The organism is Corynebacterium sp. UBA4397 (assembly GCF_002390965.1).
Lineage (GTDB): Bacteria > Actinomycetota > Actinomycetes > Mycobacteriales > Mycobacteriaceae > Corynebacterium > Corynebacterium flavescens.
On record NZ_DGRD01000031.1, the window covers coordinates 1 to 13,546 of the forward strand.

The following is a 13,546-nucleotide window of genomic DNA, read 5'->3' on the forward strand; positions in this document are numbered from 1 at the left end:
CTCCCACTGAGCTAATCGCGCTGGGAAATCAAGTTCCACGAGGGAACTTGGAGCGGATGACGAGATTCGAACTCGCGACCCTCACCTTGGCAAGGTGATGCGCTACCAACTGCGCTACATCCGCACTGCAAACAACTACTCAAAGCATGACACTCTAATCGTTGCGGTGCGAGTAGAAACATTATCGTGCGCAGGCGAAGTTTCCAAATCCCCCGCTCAACTAGCCTAACGCTGGCCGAGATACCTATGGCTCGGCAGGCATATCGAACTACAGCGATGTAGTTCTGGGCTTAGTCACGGCACTGTCCTGAGTCCGATAGCCCCTCGCGGCTATCAGCGCAGTAACTAGCCCCGATTAGGAGAGTGAGACTGGCACGGTGTAAATTCTTTTCTCGTTGAGGTCCTATAGCTCAGTGGGAGAGCGTTCCGTTCACACCGGAAAGGTCACTGGTTCAATCCCAGTTAGGACCACCACCTAGCACCCTCGTTAGAGTTCATGTTGTGAATTTCTGGCGAGGGTGCTTCTGCATGCCAGGGCACTTTTAAAGGCTAGGGTGGGCGCATGCTTGACATCTCCGAACTCCTTGGCCCAGACCAACCCGGCATTCGCCTCATTGAGGCCACCTCCCTAGTGGGCTCGGCCACGACTCATGGAACCTCAGGACAGCTGGGCAATGCCACCGACTCTGCGCTTTTTGCGGCAATGCGGGAATGGGCGGATGTCATCGTGGTGGCGGCGGGGACGGTTGAGGCGGAGGATTATGGCGGCGTCGCCAAGCCGAGTACTGCACGGATTGCGGCAGTGACGCGCTCGCTCTCCCTGAGCACGGACTCGAAGTTCTTTCGTGTCACTACCCCGCCGCTGGTGCTGTGCCCTGATGTCGCTCTGGACTCACCCAAGGCCCAGCTGCTGCGGGAGGCGGGCGCCGAGCTCGTAGGCGTGGGTGACGGTGGCGTGGAAGAGATTGTGGCGGCGCTGCACGCCCGCGGGTTTCGCCGCCTCGTGGTGGAGGGTGGGCCGCATCTCTACGCCGGATTCATCGCGGCGGGGCTGGTGGACAAGTTTTACCTCACCGTGGATCCCCACCTGAGTCCGAGCGTGGAGACCCCGCTGGTCAATCCCGCCTTTCTAGACTCCGGTGCAGACTCCATAGTGCCCATGGAACTGGAGAATGTGCAGGCAGACGGCGATGGTACGGTGTTTCTGCGCTATAGACGCCGCCCCACCGCTTAGACTTATTCCCCGTGAACAACCAAGCCTTGCTCCGCGCCGCCGCTTGGCCGGCCGCCGTCATCGTGGTCTTTCAGCGCGTCTTCATCCTGGCCCTTAATGGCACACTTACCGACGATTTCACCACGGTGCATTCCGCGATCCGCCGCTTCATCGACGGCCAAGAGGTCTACGAGCAGGCTTATACGCACGTCGACCCCCTCTATCTTTACTCGCCGGGGGCAACGCTTATCCTGAGCCCTTTGGGCCTGGGCAGTTTTGAGGCGGTACGTGCCATATTCATCGTGTGCAATGCCGCAGCCATCATCGCTGCCCTGGCGTTGTTAACTCGGCTGGTGGGACACAGCCTGCGTGGCGCACTTTTCCCCAGCGCCATTGCTCTGTCCTTCTTGAGCGAGTCGGTGACCAACACCCTCGCCTTCACCAATATCAACGGCCTCCTCTTCTTGGCCTTGGTGGGCTTTCTCTGGGGAGTTATTCGCGGGGACGAGACCAACACGAGCCTCAGCGCGCCTGCGCGGCGGCGGTGGCGTTGGGTGGCGGGTGTGTGCATCGGCCTGGCCATCCTCATCAAACCGCAGTTTGCCCCGCTGCTCTTCCTGCCGCTGGTGCGCAAGGACTGGCGCAGCATCCTTGTGGGACTGGCCATTCCCGTGCTGTCCAACCTCATAGCTTGGCCCCTGGTGGCGGATTCCTCCGCCTACTTGAGCAAGCTAGTCCCCTACCTCGGGACCACCCGAGACTTTGCCAACTCCTCCTGGGAGGGGGTGCGCGCATACTTCGATGTGGGTCCGTGGCTCTACTATCCTCTGTGGCTCGCCTTCGCAGCACTCGTGGCCGCAGCCATTGTAATGCTCTTGCGTTGGCGCGACCGCGATAACACGTTGTGGGTGATGAGCACCGCTGGGATCATCTTGCTCGGGGTATTCTTCTTGTCTTCCCTGGGCCAGCAGTACTACTCGATGTGGCTGTTCCCGCTACTGTTTACGGCGTTTCTGCCGCGCTCCATATTCCACACCTGGGGCGCCTGGCTGGCGGCATTTTTATTCCTCGCCCCCTTGGACTGGAGCTCCAACGTCGCCCCGGACCTCGGGCGCTGGGCAAACTTCTTTGCAGGCACCGTGGGATGGGGGCTTTTGATAGTGGTCAGCGCAGCGACTGTATGCGGCTGGTGGCAGCGCGATAAGCGCCAAGGCTAGACTCTGGCTCATGACCGATTTCAAGCTCATGGCCGATACCGAATGGCGCAAGCGCCTTAGCCCGGAAGAATACTATGTGCTGCGTCAGGCGGGCACCGAGCCACCGCACGTTGGGGAATACACCAACACCACTACTGAGGGCGTCTACACCTGCAAGGCCTGCGGCGCAGAACTATTCCGTTCCACGGAGAAGTTTGACTCGCACTGCGGCTGGCCCTCCTTCTTTTCCCCGCTGGCAGGTGACAATGTAATAGAGCGCGAAGATAACTCGCTCGGCATGCCGCGCACGGAGGTCCTGTGCGCCAACTGCCACTCGCACCTGGGACACGTCTTCGCCGGCGAGGGTTATCACACCCCCACCGACTTGCGTTATTGCATCAATTCCATCTGCCTCAACCTCGAGGAAAAGCCCGTCGAGGACTCTTCACACTAAGGCAGAATCTCCATCAGTTCGCCCACGTCCGCCACGCGGCGGCCGGTGTGGAAGGGAATCTCTTCGCGCACATAGTGCCGCGCCTCGGTGTAGCGCATGAGGTACATCAAGTCCACGATGCGGTGCAGCTCAGGCGCCTCGAAGGCCAGAATCCACTCATAGTCCCCGAGCGCGAAGGCCGGGACCGTATTGGCGCGAACATCTGCAAAATCCCGAGCCTGCATTCCGTGCTCAGCAAGAATGCGGCGACGCTTTTCGTCATCCATGGTGTACCAGTCATAGGAACGCACGAAGGGATAGACGCTGATCCACTCGCCGGGCTCCTCCCCCATGACGAAGGAAGGCAGGTGGGACTTATTAAACTCGGCGGGACGGTGCAGGGCGTTGCCCACCCAGGTCACCTCGGAGACCTGGCCGAGTGTGGTCTCGCGGCGGAAAGCTGCAAAGGCCTTTTGGATCTCCGTGAACTCTGCGGCGTGCCACCAGATCATGAAATCCGCGGACTCGCGCATTCCGGAAAGATCGTAGATGCCGCGCACCGTGACAACGCCCTGCTCCGCCAGGTTGGCAAAAAAGGCCCGCGCTTGGGCGATGGCATCTGCCCGGTCCGTTCCCAATGCTCCCGGGATGACCTGAAATACCGCATGCTGCGAGTATTGCTGGATCTCGTTGAGTTCCTTGAAGTTGACCTTCGCCATGAATTTCTCTCCTTCAACTTAAGACAATGGTGTCAATCATATCCATCATAAGTTGGATACGGCACCGATGCCATTCGCTCACCCCACGGCGCGCCTCCCCCAGCAAAGCGAAGGGACTCTATAGCTTGATCGATGTGAGTAATTCCGACCTAACTCCGCGTCCCCCGGCAGGCAGCCCCTCCCAGCTGAACGCCGCAGCCGCAGATTCCTCCTCTCCCTCCTCTCCAGGACAGGATTCGACGCCGCAGATCTTTAAAGACGCCGTCGACTCCATGCACGCTGCTCGTTTGCGCCCAGAGCTAAGCCTCGGGCCCATTCGCCCTCCGCAGCGCTTAGCTCCCTTTAGCCACGCAGTGGGCCTCGAAGTTGGCTCCGCAGAGGACGCCGATATCGTGCCGACAGACACCGAGGGCGATGCCTTCGGTCGCCTCATTCTGCTCCACGATCCCGGCGCCGAGGAAGCCTGGGAGGGCGCGTTTCGCCTCGTGGCCTACATCCAGGCCGACATGGACGATGCGGTGGCTGGGGATCCCCTGCTTCCCGACGTCGCCTGGGATTGGCTCAACGAGGCCCTCGCCGAGCGCGGGGCAGAACACACCAACCTCGGCGGTACGGTCACCTCGACCGCCTCGGTGCGCTTCGGCGAAATCGGCGGCCCTCCCCGGGCCCACCAGCTAGAGATGCGGGCCTCCTGGACCGCAGCTGGGCTCGATCTCACCGCGCACGTCGAGGCCTTCGCGCAGGTGCTGGCTAATGTAGCCGGGTTGCCGCCAGAAGGCATCACGCAGCTCGGCCACTGAGACAACTAAGACAACTAAGATGAGTCACTATCTGAGCGCCCCGCGCGAGGGCATCCCGGATCTGCTTGATACCCCGGCCCAATTCGAAGAGGCCGCACGCGAGCTCGCCTCCGGTGCGGGCCCCTTTGCCATCGACACCGAGCGCGCCTCCGCGTATCGCTACGATGACCGCGCCTTCCTCATCCAGGTGCGCCGGGCCGGGGCTGGCACCTTCATCTTCGATCCCGAGGGACATCGCAGCGCACTCACCTCTGTCCTTGCCCCCGTGCTCAATGACAGCCCCTGGGTCATTCACGCCGCCCCTTCGGACCTGCCTTCCTTGGCTTGGCTCAACCTCCATCCTGGCGCCCTTTTTGACACGGAGCTGGCCTCGCGGCTCGCCGGGTTCGACCACCCCAATCTCGGCTCCATGGTCGAGGAGCTCTTAGGCGTGGAGCTGGAGAAGGGCTACGGAAATTCTGACTGGTCCACGCGCCCCTTGCCGAGCGAATGGATGGCTTATGCGGCACTAGACGTGGAGCTCCTCAACGAGTTAGCCGCGAATTTACGCGACATTCTCGCGGAGAAAGAACGCATGGACTGGGCCGAGCAAGAGTTTGCCGCCATCCTCAGAGAGCACGCGGGCGATGGAGCCGGCGCTGGGGTCGGTGATAAGGCTGGCGACGCTACTTCTCCCTCCAGTTCGTGGCAGGATCTCAAAGGCCTTTCGACCCTGCATAGTGCTGAGAAGCTCGCCGTAGCTCGCGCACTATGGACTAAACGCGACGAGCAGGCACGGCGCGATGACATAGCACCTGGGCGGATTCTATCCAACAAGCTCATCATCGACATTGCCCACCGCCTACCGGAGTCACCGGGCGCGCTGGGCAAGATCAAGGGCTTTCCGCGCCGCAAACGAGGTGCGCAGAGCTATTGGTTCCAGGTCATCGAACGCACGCGCCGACTCGACCCCTCTCAGTGGCCGAGCCCCCATCCCACGGCCTCGCCCGTCCCCTCGAAGTCCCTGTGGATGCGCGAGTACCCAGAGCAGTGGGAGGCATACCAGAAGGTGCGAGATGAACTGGCGGATCACGCTGAGGATCTTGAGATCGCTCCTGAGCTTTTGTTGCGGCCTGCACTGGTGCGCGAGGTGGTCTGGGCGGCAACCGGGCCGGTGCTGAAACGTTACCCGGAATCGGTCGCCGGAGCCATCAGCTCCGCAGGAGACATAATTCCTTACCTTCGCACCACGCCTGCGCGTCAGTGGCAGATCGAGCAGGCGGCCCCGGCTCTGCAGGCCGGGCTGTTTTCCGCCCGCCGGCTATAGCTCAGGCGCGGAGAACGGGCCCTTAGAATTGGCCTTCGGTTTCTTCCTCGACGAGCATCTCGACCCACTGGTTGATCTGCTCGGCGATGGCCGTTGGCTCTAGGCCATTATCCGCGAGGACCTCGCCACGCGATGCATGCTCCGGAAAGTAGTTCGCAATGGCAATGTGGCGCACTGGTGTGTCTACCTCCGTTGCCTCAAGGGCTTCTGAGATGAGCGAGCCAATACCGCCGCGCATAATGCCATCCTCGATGACGACGACGAGATCATGATCCGCGCCCAGTGCCACGATAGACTGGGCTACTGGGCAAACCCACCGCGGATCGATGACCGTGACATTGATGCCGGACTCCTCCAATATGGTGGTCGCCCGCATCGAACGCGTTGACATCGCGCCCACTGCGACGATGAGTACGCTCGGGATCTCTTCGCCTTCTGCAGTCTCAGCAGCAGTATCAGTATCGCTGTCGACATCGACGTCACTGTAATGGAGAATATCCACGCCGTCGGCAAGCGTGTCCACAGCCTCGATGTCATCGAGGAGGTTTCCTTTGGGAAAGCGCACCACGGTGGGGCCAGTCTCGACGGCGATGGCCTCGTTGAAGAGCTCACGCAGGCGTGCCCCGTCGCGCGGGGCGGCGATGCGCATGCCCGGGACGATGCTCATCAAAGCCATGTCCCAGACGCCGTTGTGCGAGGGACCGTCGGAGCCAGTGACTCCGGCGCGATCCAAGACAATGGTCACGGGCATCTTCAGCAGTGCAATGTCCATGATGACCTGGTCAACCGCGCGGTTGAGGAAGGTGGAATAAACCGCTACGACCGGATGCATGCCGGCTAAAGCGAGGCCAGAGGCCGAGGCCATGGCGTGTTGTTCGGCGATTCCAACGTCAAAAAAGCGCTCGGGGAACTTCTCCTCGAAGGGGGCAAGACCAGTGGGACCGGCCATCGCCGCGGTGATGGCGACGATATCATCGCGCTGCGCGGCGGCCGCCAGCAATTCTTCTGAAAAGGCTGCCGTCCACCCCGGCTGCTTCTTTCCCTTGGCCACGCCCGTTACTGGGTCAATCGCCCCAGTCGAGTGCATCTGGTCCTTGGGCTCATTGACTGCCGGGGCGAAGCCGTGCCCCTTTTCGGTGACCACGTGCACGATGATCGGCCCCTCATAATCGCGCGCATAAGATAGCGCATGTAACAGGGCACCTACGTTGTGGCCGTTGATGGGGCCAACGTACTTGATCCCCAGCTCGGGGAACATCTCGGTGGGAAGGACGGTGGACTTGACCCCCTCCTTGACCGCATGGAGGGCATCGAAGGCGCGCTCGCCTACCCAGCCCATGGACTTCAGGCGCTTCTTGCCCTCCTGCATGAGCTGGTCATAGCCGTGCTGGGAGCGAATGCGCCCTAGATTCTCAGAAAGTCCCCCGATGGTCGGCGAATAGCTACGACCGTTGTCATTGACCACGATGACCGCGTTGCGGTCGTGTCCAGCGGAGATGTTATTGAGGGCCTCCCAGCACATTCCGCCGGTCAGCGCGCCATCACCCACGACGGCCACTGCGTTGCGGTGATCCTCGCCCTTGATCTTGAAGGCCTTGGACATGCCGTCGATGATCGATAGCGCAGCCGAGGCATGGGAGGACTCAGTCCAATCGTGTTCGGACTCGCCGCGGTCCGTGTAGCCGGAGAGCCCGCCTTTCTGGCGCAGCGTGGCGAAGTCTTTGGAGCGACCCGTGAGCATCTTGTGCACATAGGACTGGTGCGAGGTATCGAAGACAATGGGCTCGCGCGGCGAATCAAAGACGCGGTGCAGCGCGATGGTCAGCTCGACGACGCCTAGGTTTGGCCCCAAATGCCCACCGGTCACGGAGACGGTTTCGATGAGGTGATGGCGGATCTCTGCGGCGAGATCATCTAACTTGTCCACCGGCAGGGCCTTGAGGTCCTGCGGAGACTCGATGTTTTCCAATAGCGACATGAAGCGGCCTTTAACTCTCTTCCAAGCTCAGGTTCTTAATTCATCCACCGTACCTTTAACGCACGGTCGAATACATTTTTTGCACCTAATTCGGCGTGACAAAACCACGAAAAGCACCCCGCCTAAAGGAACCTTGGCAGAGGACCCTCCAATTACTAGTGCGCAGACAATAGCGCAATGGTCTCGAAATGGTGCGTTCCGGGGAAAGCGTTGAGCAGCGCCAACCTTTTGACCTGGTAGCCATGCTCGGCCCAATCAGCAACATCGCGGGAAAATGTCGCCGGATCGCAGCCGATGTGGATAATAGCCCGCGGGCCGGCCGCCGCGACAGCAGATACCACCTCCGAGCCCGCACCGGTGCGCGGCGGATCGAGGACCACGACCGAGGGTTTGGGCAGCTGTGGGGCGACCTTTTCCACTCGGGCGGATTCGACCTTGACATCGTACTGCTCCAAGTCCGGCTGCTGGGAGGCCGTCGCCGCCGGGGAATAGTCCACGGAGATAACTGGCTCTCCCGTGACCTGCGCCAGGGAGGGAACGAAAAGCCCTACCCCGCCATAAAGGTCCCAGGCCACCAGCCGGTCCTTCGCATCCGTAGATCCCGCTACGTCTGCTGTGGCAGCGGATGCTCCAGCAGCGGTGTCAGCAGTGTCAAGAGGCTCAATTGCCGGCATGAGCGCCGCACTTAACCACCTGCGTACCAGCGCGGTATAGGCCTCAGGCGCAGCAGTATGCGCCTGCCAGAAGGCGGTCGCCGGGAAGCGGAAGGTGTGCCCATCGGACACCTGGGTCACTTCCCCGCTGCCCTCGATGACCTCGCGAATGGTCTCAACGCGGCGCCCACGCGGGGCCTTGCGCGTCTCCATGACGTGGCGCTCGCCAGTGCTATCGAGCACAACGACTACCTCAGCACCGGGGCTAAAGCGCCGCGCATCAGGGCCCACGATGTCTTCTACCAGGCCTGGTGCCAACTGCGTGCAGGCAACGGAAGTAACGAGATCATTCGAACCGCGCTTGCGGGTGCCCGCCCTGCCCTGGCTGTCTACGCCGAGGCGCACGCGGGTACGCCATCCGCGCTGCGGGCGAAGATCGTGGATCTCTATATCGCTCGCATTCCAGTCCTGCTTTGCCACGCGGTGAAGTTGATCAGTCAGGACGCTGGCTTTCAACTCCGCCTCACGAGCGGGATCTAGCTCCGCGAAGTCGCAACAACCTGCGCCGAGTGCTGCGGCGGGACAGTTGCCCTCAACCCGCAGTGGGCCTGGCGCCACTACCTCAACCAGCTCGGCTCTGATGAAAGCCTTCTTGACCTTGTGGGCACGCGCGCGCACCTCATCCCCAGGAAATGCGCCGTGTACGAATACCACGCGGCCGTCTGGGGCAAAACCGATGCCCTCCCCGCCGTGTGCCATGCGCTCGATAGTCACATCTAAGACATCGCCCCGGGCAATGTCTGCCTGGGTGGACTCGGAGTTAGTGTTGGTGCTCATTGTTTTCCTGTTCTGTCTCCTGTGGGGAGAATTGCTCGATGGCAGCGTTGGCACGTTTTACCATCCACACGGTCAATATCAACACCAGCCCTGTCAAGGGCCAGCCCATGATAATCCGGGTTACCCCCAGAGCCGTGGTGTGGTCTGCATTGTAAATAGCGTTTTGAATAACGAAGCGGGCGAGGAAGACGACGGCCCAGCCTCCGGTGGCGATGGCAAAGGCACGCCGCGCTGCAGGCACTTGCCGCCAGGCCATGTCCTCGCCGTTGATTCCCTTCCAGATAACTCCCACGGCTGGCCAGCGGAAGAGTATCGAAGCCACTGCGAGGACGCACAGAATCAAGGACATCCAGATGCCATAGAGGAAGTAGCCCTTGGCGGAGCCGCTAAACCAGGCGATTGCCGCGCACAGCGCCACGCCCAATAGCCCTGATATTGCCGGCTGCAGTGTTTCCTTACGCAGAATGCGCCAAGCTGTGATGGCCACCGCGACGCCCACGGCGGCAATCAATGCCGGGCCGAGTCCCCAAAAACTGTTGACTGGGATGAGAACGAGGACGGGCAACGTGGCCGAAACCAGTCCGGTTAATCCGCCCATCTGCTCAAGCAGAGTTGGGTCAGTGGTAGAAGAATCCGCGTCACGTGCAGTGGAGGATTCTTTGCCGGTTTCTCTGCCCGTTTCATTACCGGGTTGATCCACGGGTTCGCTTCCGGGCTCAGTGCCAAACTCGGCACCGGATTCGGGTGTAGTCACTACGCTAAGACCTACTTGGGCTAAAGGTATGGGGTGGGATCGATGTTGCGGGAAAGAATACTAGTTCTTCTTGTCTTCGTTCTTCTTGTCTTCGCCCTCTTCTGGATGTGGCTTTTCGTTCTCCTGCGCGGAGGAAGCGCTCCCTAGATTGCGCAGGTGCTCACGCGCCTCATCAAGGGCTTGCTGGTCTGCGTCACTCACACCGTTCTCGGGGTGTTGGGCTGAGTTTGCCGCAGCGGACTTTTCCTGTTCCTGGCGCTGCTTAATAGCCTGCTGGACCTGCTCGGCCAGTGGCTTGGGCAAGGTAACTGGGAGGGAGTTTCCGGCAAGCACCGGGTTCTCACCGCGGTAGACAAAGCTGCGGGCAACGACCTCGCGGCCCAAAGCCACGAGCTCCTCTTCCTTTCCGGCGGGCGCAGCCAGGGTCATACGCAACATCCAGCGCGGCCCCTCCACGCCAATGACGCGAATCTGACCATTGCCATTGGTGCCAACGATTTCCGTACCCCACGGCCCGATCTCTGTGGTGGTGCTCAGGCCATCGTTGCTCATGCCCTCGATAATCTCCTGGGCGGCCTCGACCCACTGCCCGGCGTGGCGGGGTGCGGCGAAAGCCACGGGAGTGACGCGCCCGTGATGGGTGACGATGTGGAGCATCCGGGGACCGTTCTCCCCCATCTCGACCTGCACCTGGGACTCCTTCGGCAGCGGGATCCGGATAGAACCCAGATCCAAGATGCCCACGGAAAAGTCTGCGAAGTCGAAGTCGTTGATGTCTACGGAATCGCCGTCAAAGGGGCCGGATTCACCACCCACCGCGTCGTGGGGATAGCTGACAATGCCAGTCGCAGCGGCAGCGTCTGCTGCGGTATCCACCAGCCCTGCCGTGGTATCCCCCATCGCCGTTCCGGTTGCCGGATCGATAGCCAGGTTTTCTAACGCCTCCTTGCTAGCAGCACCTGGCACAGCGGTGGCATCGGTACCGGTATCGCCGCTGTTCTTATCGTCCTTGGATGCGTTGTCATCCTTCGAGGCGTCGTCATCATGCTTGCGAGAAAATGGCCAGATTCCCATGTGTTTTTCCTTCCCTTACTTTGGGTAGAAGTTAATTCGAGATTGAGTCAGCTTGAGTCAGGTTGAGTCGAGACTGTATTGAGTATCGCGGAGACGTGCTCTTCTCTCCTCTTAGGAGCCGGTGGAGCCGTACCCACCCGCCCCACGCTCGGTGTCATCGAGGTCATCGACTTCGGCGAAATCAACCAACTCAACTCTTTGGATGACCAGCTGTGCAATCCGCATGCCGCGGGTTATCTCAATCGGCTCGTGGAGATCGTGGTTGATTAGGCAGACCTTGATCTCACCCCGATAGTCGGCATCGATAGTACCGGGAGTGTTGACCACCGAAAGTCCATGCTTGGCAGCTAATCCCGAACGCGGATGCACAAGGCCCACCGTACCTAGTGGCAGCGCGATTGCAATGCCGGTCCCCACAAGGGCGCGCTCGCCAGGAGCCAAGGTGAGGTCCTGTGCCGCATAAAGATCTGCGCCTGCGTCACCGCGATGAGCGCGCTGCGGCAGGGGCAGACCCTTGTCGAGCCTCTTGAGCTGGATCGGGGAAAAGGAGCTGGCCGGTACAGCACCAAGGCTGGCACTGGGGCTAGAGGTGGGGCTAGTAGGGGGATTGATATCACTCACCTGCCCTAGCCTACCGTGCCAGCACTAGACGCCTATCGGCGGATGTCACAGCAGCGTGAGAAAAAGGCGCAGGGTGGTCTAAACTAGTATGCCGTGTCTAGAAATAATGCCCCCACCCCGGATCCCGCACAGCCTTCCACCGCTTCATCTTCAGGCAAGCCCGAGGTTCTCTTTCGCGAGCGCCAGTGGGTGCCCTGGTATTTCTGGGTCCTTGCCGCGGCCGTCGTAGCGATTACTACGTTTACCGTCGGTCTCAACCGCAATGTGTGGTGGCATGTCATTCCGGCGGTGTTGTTGGGCGCCATCGCCGTGTGGGTGCTGCTCTCTTGGTCAAGCACCGTCATTCGCGTGGAGCGCGATGGTGATGGCACGCGCTGGCTGATGGTCAAGGATGCACAATTGCCGCATGACGTGGTAGTTCGTTCCATCGTGGTACCCAAGACCGCCCGGCGCAGTGCGCTCGGCCCCCAATATGATCCGGCCTCTTTCCTGGTCACCCACGCTTGGCTGCCGGAGCACGCCATGATGGTGCTCGATGACCCGGAAGATCCCACGCCCTATTGGCTTCTAGCCAGCAAGTCGCCCGAGGAGTTGCTGGACGCCTTTGTCCCGGGACAGCGCCAGGAAAACTCCTAGACCCCTCGCTGCCCTTTTGCTTCTCCGCGGTTACTTCTCCTCGGTGACCTTAGTCGTGCCTAGGTGTCGAGCCTAGGCACAGTCGCGGCAAATAAGTTGCCCGTCCTCCTCGTGGGACAGGCGCTTTTTTGATTGGACCAAGAAGCACACGGAGCAGGTGAACTCGTTTTCTTGGCGCGGCACGACGGTCACGTTGAGTTCCTCGCCGGTGAGATCCACTGTCGGCGGCTCAAAGGGCTCGACGAACTCCCCGTCATCATCCATGCCGCTATTGGCGTTCTCGGAGGCCTTGAGCCCCTCCAAGGAATCGGTCTCAATCTCGTCTTCTGCGCGGCGTCGCGGTGCATCGTAATCGGTGGCCATTATGCACGCCCCTTCACTTCAAATGGTTGGAATAAGGTATTTATCGATCGCGCATACTAAAACACAAAGCCCGATCTGTCATACTCCACGCCGAGTGGGGGCTAGATTATTTCACCCCCGCTGCGGTTCCAAAGCCCCAATACTGGCCAAGAGCTGCTCAAATGCGGGCGCCAGATCCGGTGCGGCCACCCAGATAATCTCACCATCGGCGGCCCCTTTATCTAGGCCAGGGTGATGCACCACGGCGCCGGCCTCGGCAGCAATGACGGCGCCCGCAGCGAAGTCCCAAGCGTTGATGCCGTGCTCGAAATAGGCATCGACGCTGCCCTCCGCCACTCGGCAGAGGTCGAGCGCAGCGGCACCCACCCGCCGAATGTCGCGCACCTGCGGCAAGAGCTCGGCGAGCACAGCACCTTGTTGGCGTCTCCTGCGCGCGTCATAGCTAAAACCGGTGGCAACCAAGGCCAACGCAGGGTCATAGACTCGGTTGCAGCGCAGCTCGCGCGGCTCTTGACCCAGGTGGCGCACCGTGGCACCGTGGCCTGCGGCCGCCGCATAGACAATGCCTTGGGCGACGTTGACCACCGCGCCGGCGACTAGGTGGCCTGCCGAGAATGCGCCGATGGACACGGCATAGTCCCGGGCGCCATAGAGGAAGTTCACGGTGCCATCGATGGGATCGATGACCCAGGTCACCCCCGTGGTGGAAGGAAAATCCGTGCCTTCCTCGCCGAGGATTCCGTCCCCCGGGAAAGTCTCCCTGATGGCGGAGACGATGAAGGCTTCACTGGCTTGGTCTACCTCGGTTACCGGATCGACGGCGCTGGACTTGGTGGTGGTGTGCGCGCCTAAGCCATCGGCGTTTTCGATACGTGCGCGTTCCTCGCGCACGAGAGCCGCTGCTGCAGTGGCGGTAGCCACGGCAAAGTCGCGCAGGGTGTCAACTTCTCGTTGTGCTTGCAT

The 13,546-nt window shown here is 61.0% G+C and carries 14 protein-coding genes and 2 tRNA genes; 7 read left to right on the plus strand and 9 right to left on the minus strand.

What is annotated here, in order from left to right; genetic code table 11:
• Positions 1 to 48: 48 nt before the first annotated feature.
• A tRNA-Gly gene (locus B2696_RS06695) sits at positions 49 to 124 on the minus strand.
• A gap of 275 nt (positions 125 to 399) precedes the next feature.
• Here B2696_RS06695 and B2696_RS06700 point away from each other — a divergent pair.
• The 4 genes from B2696_RS06700 to msrB all read left to right on the plus strand — a co-directional run bounded on the left by B2696_RS06700 (position 400) and on the right by msrB (position 2,863).
• Positions 400 to 474: transfer RNA gene (locus B2696_RS06700), tRNA-Val, on the plus strand.
• Between the two features lie 88 nt (positions 475 to 562).
• Positions 563 to 1,234, plus strand: a complete 672-nt coding sequence (locus tag B2696_RS06705) for a dihydrofolate reductase family protein (RefSeq protein WP_286954601.1) — start codon at positions 563 to 565, stop codon at positions 1,232 to 1,234.
• Between the two features lie 11 nt (positions 1,235 to 1,245).
• Positions 1,246 to 2,430 carry a glycosyltransferase family 87 protein gene (locus B2696_RS06710; RefSeq protein ID WP_286954603.1) on the plus strand — a complete coding sequence of 395 codons (1,185 nt, stop codon included), beginning with the start codon at positions 1,246 to 1,248 and terminating at the stop codon, positions 2,428 to 2,430.
• Positions 2,431 to 2,440: 10 nt separating this feature from the next.
• Positions 2,441 to 2,863 carry a peptide-methionine (R)-S-oxide reductase MsrB gene (gene msrB, locus B2696_RS06715; RefSeq protein ID WP_286954605.1) on the plus strand — a complete coding sequence of 141 codons (423 nt, stop codon included), beginning with the start codon at positions 2,441 to 2,443 and terminating at the stop codon, positions 2,861 to 2,863.
• On the opposite strand, the gene hemQ is transcribed toward msrB, so the two are convergent.
• The gene (gene hemQ / locus B2696_RS06720; protein ID WP_286954607.1) at positions 2,860 to 3,561 is read right to left on the minus strand and encodes a hydrogen peroxide-dependent heme synthase; all 702 of its coding nucleotides are present in this window, start codon (positions 3,559 to 3,561) and stop codon (positions 2,860 to 2,862) included. The genes msrB and hemQ overlap by 4 nt on opposite strands.
• Positions 3,562 to 3,695: 134 nt before the next feature.
• Between hemQ and B2696_RS06725 the strand changes: the two genes are divergently transcribed.
• Together B2696_RS06725 and B2696_RS06730 are read left to right on the plus strand one after the other, a co-directional pair.
• Positions 3,696 to 4,361, plus strand: a complete 666-nt coding sequence (locus B2696_RS06725; RefSeq protein WP_373862508.1) for a DUF3000 domain-containing protein — start codon at positions 3,696 to 3,698, stop codon at positions 4,359 to 4,361.
• 19 nt (positions 4,362 to 4,380) lie between these two features.
• Entirely contained in the window at positions 4,381 to 5,667 is a 1,287-nt protein-coding gene (locus B2696_RS06730; RefSeq protein WP_286954609.1) for an HRDC domain-containing protein, read from the plus strand.
• Between the two features lie 22 nt (positions 5,668 to 5,689).
• On the opposite strand, the gene dxs is transcribed toward B2696_RS06730, so the two are convergent.
• From dxs to dut, 5 genes are all read right to left on the minus strand, one after another.
• Positions 5,690 to 7,645, minus strand: a complete 1,956-nt coding sequence (gene dxs, locus B2696_RS06735; RefSeq protein WP_286954611.1) for a 1-deoxy-D-xylulose-5-phosphate synthase — start codon at positions 7,643 to 7,645, stop codon at positions 5,690 to 5,692.
• A 155-nt stretch (positions 7,646 to 7,800) separates the two neighbouring features.
• A complete protein-coding gene (locus B2696_RS06740; protein WP_286954613.1) occupies positions 7,801 to 9,135 on the minus strand; it encodes a class I SAM-dependent RNA methyltransferase in 1,335 nt (444 codons plus the stop codon).
• Positions 9,119 to 9,733, minus strand: coding sequence for a DUF3159 domain-containing protein (locus B2696_RS06745; protein ID WP_084559263.1), 615 nt, complete (start codon positions 9,731 to 9,733; stop codon positions 9,119 to 9,121). Before B2696_RS06745 ends, B2696_RS06740 begins: the two co-directional genes overlap by 17 nt.
• 216 nt (positions 9,734 to 9,949) lie before the next feature.
• Positions 9,950 to 10,963, minus strand: coding sequence for a DUF3710 domain-containing protein (locus B2696_RS06750; RefSeq protein WP_286954615.1), 1,014 nt, complete (start codon positions 10,961 to 10,963; stop codon positions 9,950 to 9,952).
• Between the two features lie 111 nt (positions 10,964 to 11,074).
• On the minus strand, positions 11,075 to 11,500 hold the full coding sequence (gene dut / locus B2696_RS06755) for a dUTP diphosphatase (RefSeq protein WP_286954738.1): 426 nt from the start codon (positions 11,498 to 11,500) through the stop codon (positions 11,075 to 11,077).
• Between the two features lie 177 nt (positions 11,501 to 11,677).
• On the opposite strand from dut, the gene B2696_RS06760 reads away from it, so the two are divergent.
• Positions 11,678 to 12,220, plus strand: coding sequence for a DUF3093 domain-containing protein (locus tag B2696_RS06760; RefSeq protein ID WP_286954617.1), 543 nt, complete (start codon positions 11,678 to 11,680; stop codon positions 12,218 to 12,220).
• Positions 12,221 to 12,292: 72 nt separating this feature from the next.
• Here the strand turns inward: B2696_RS06760 and B2696_RS06765 are convergent, their stop codons facing one another.
• Positions 12,293 to 12,583, minus strand: a complete 291-nt coding sequence (locus B2696_RS06765; RefSeq protein ID WP_075729932.1) for a DUF4193 domain-containing protein — start codon at positions 12,581 to 12,583, stop codon at positions 12,293 to 12,295.
• A gap of 111 nt (positions 12,584 to 12,694) precedes the next feature.
• Positions 12,695 to 13,546, minus strand: coding sequence for an inositol monophosphatase family protein (locus B2696_RS06770; protein ID WP_255312464.1), 852 nt, complete (start codon positions 13,544 to 13,546; stop codon positions 12,695 to 12,697).

What these genes read in the sequence shown, in the direction of transcription:
- B2696_RS06705 (WP_286954601.1), top strand. Translation starts at nt 563, where the DNA reads ATGCTTGACATCTCCGAACTCCTTGGCCCAGACCAACCCGGCATTCGC.
- msrB (WP_286954605.1), top strand. Translation starts at nt 2,441, where the DNA reads ATGACCGATTTCAAGCTCATGGCCGATACCGAATGGCGCAAGCGCCTT.
- hemQ (WP_286954607.1), bottom strand. Translation starts at nt 3,561, where the DNA reads ATGGCGAAGGTCAACTTCAAGGAACTCAACGAGATCCAGCAATACTCG.
- B2696_RS06730 (WP_286954609.1), top strand. Translation starts at nt 4,381, where the DNA reads ATGAGTCACTATCTGAGCGCCCCGCGCGAGGGCATCCCGGATCTGCTT.
- dxs (WP_286954611.1), bottom strand. Translation starts at nt 7,645, where the DNA reads ATGTCGCTATTGGAAAACATCGAGTCTCCGCAGGACCTCAAGGCCCTG.
- B2696_RS06740 (WP_286954613.1), bottom strand. Translation starts at nt 9,135, where the DNA reads ATGAGCACCAACACTAACTCCGAGTCCACCCAGGCAGACATTGCCCGG.
- B2696_RS06745 (WP_084559263.1), bottom strand. Translation starts at nt 9,733, where the DNA reads ATGGGCGGATTAACCGGACTGGTTTCGGCCACGTTGCCCGTCCTCGTT.
- B2696_RS06750 (WP_286954615.1), bottom strand. Translation starts at nt 10,963, where the DNA reads ATGGGAATCTGGCCATTTTCTCGCAAGCATGATGACGACGCCTCGAAG.
- B2696_RS06765 (WP_075729932.1), bottom strand. Translation starts at nt 12,583, where the DNA reads ATGGCCACCGATTACGATGCACCGCGACGCCGCGCAGAAGACGAGATT.
- B2696_RS06770 (WP_255312464.1), bottom strand. Translation starts at nt 13,546, where the DNA reads ATGCAAGCACAACGAGAAGTTGACACCCTGCGCGACTTTGCCGTGGCT.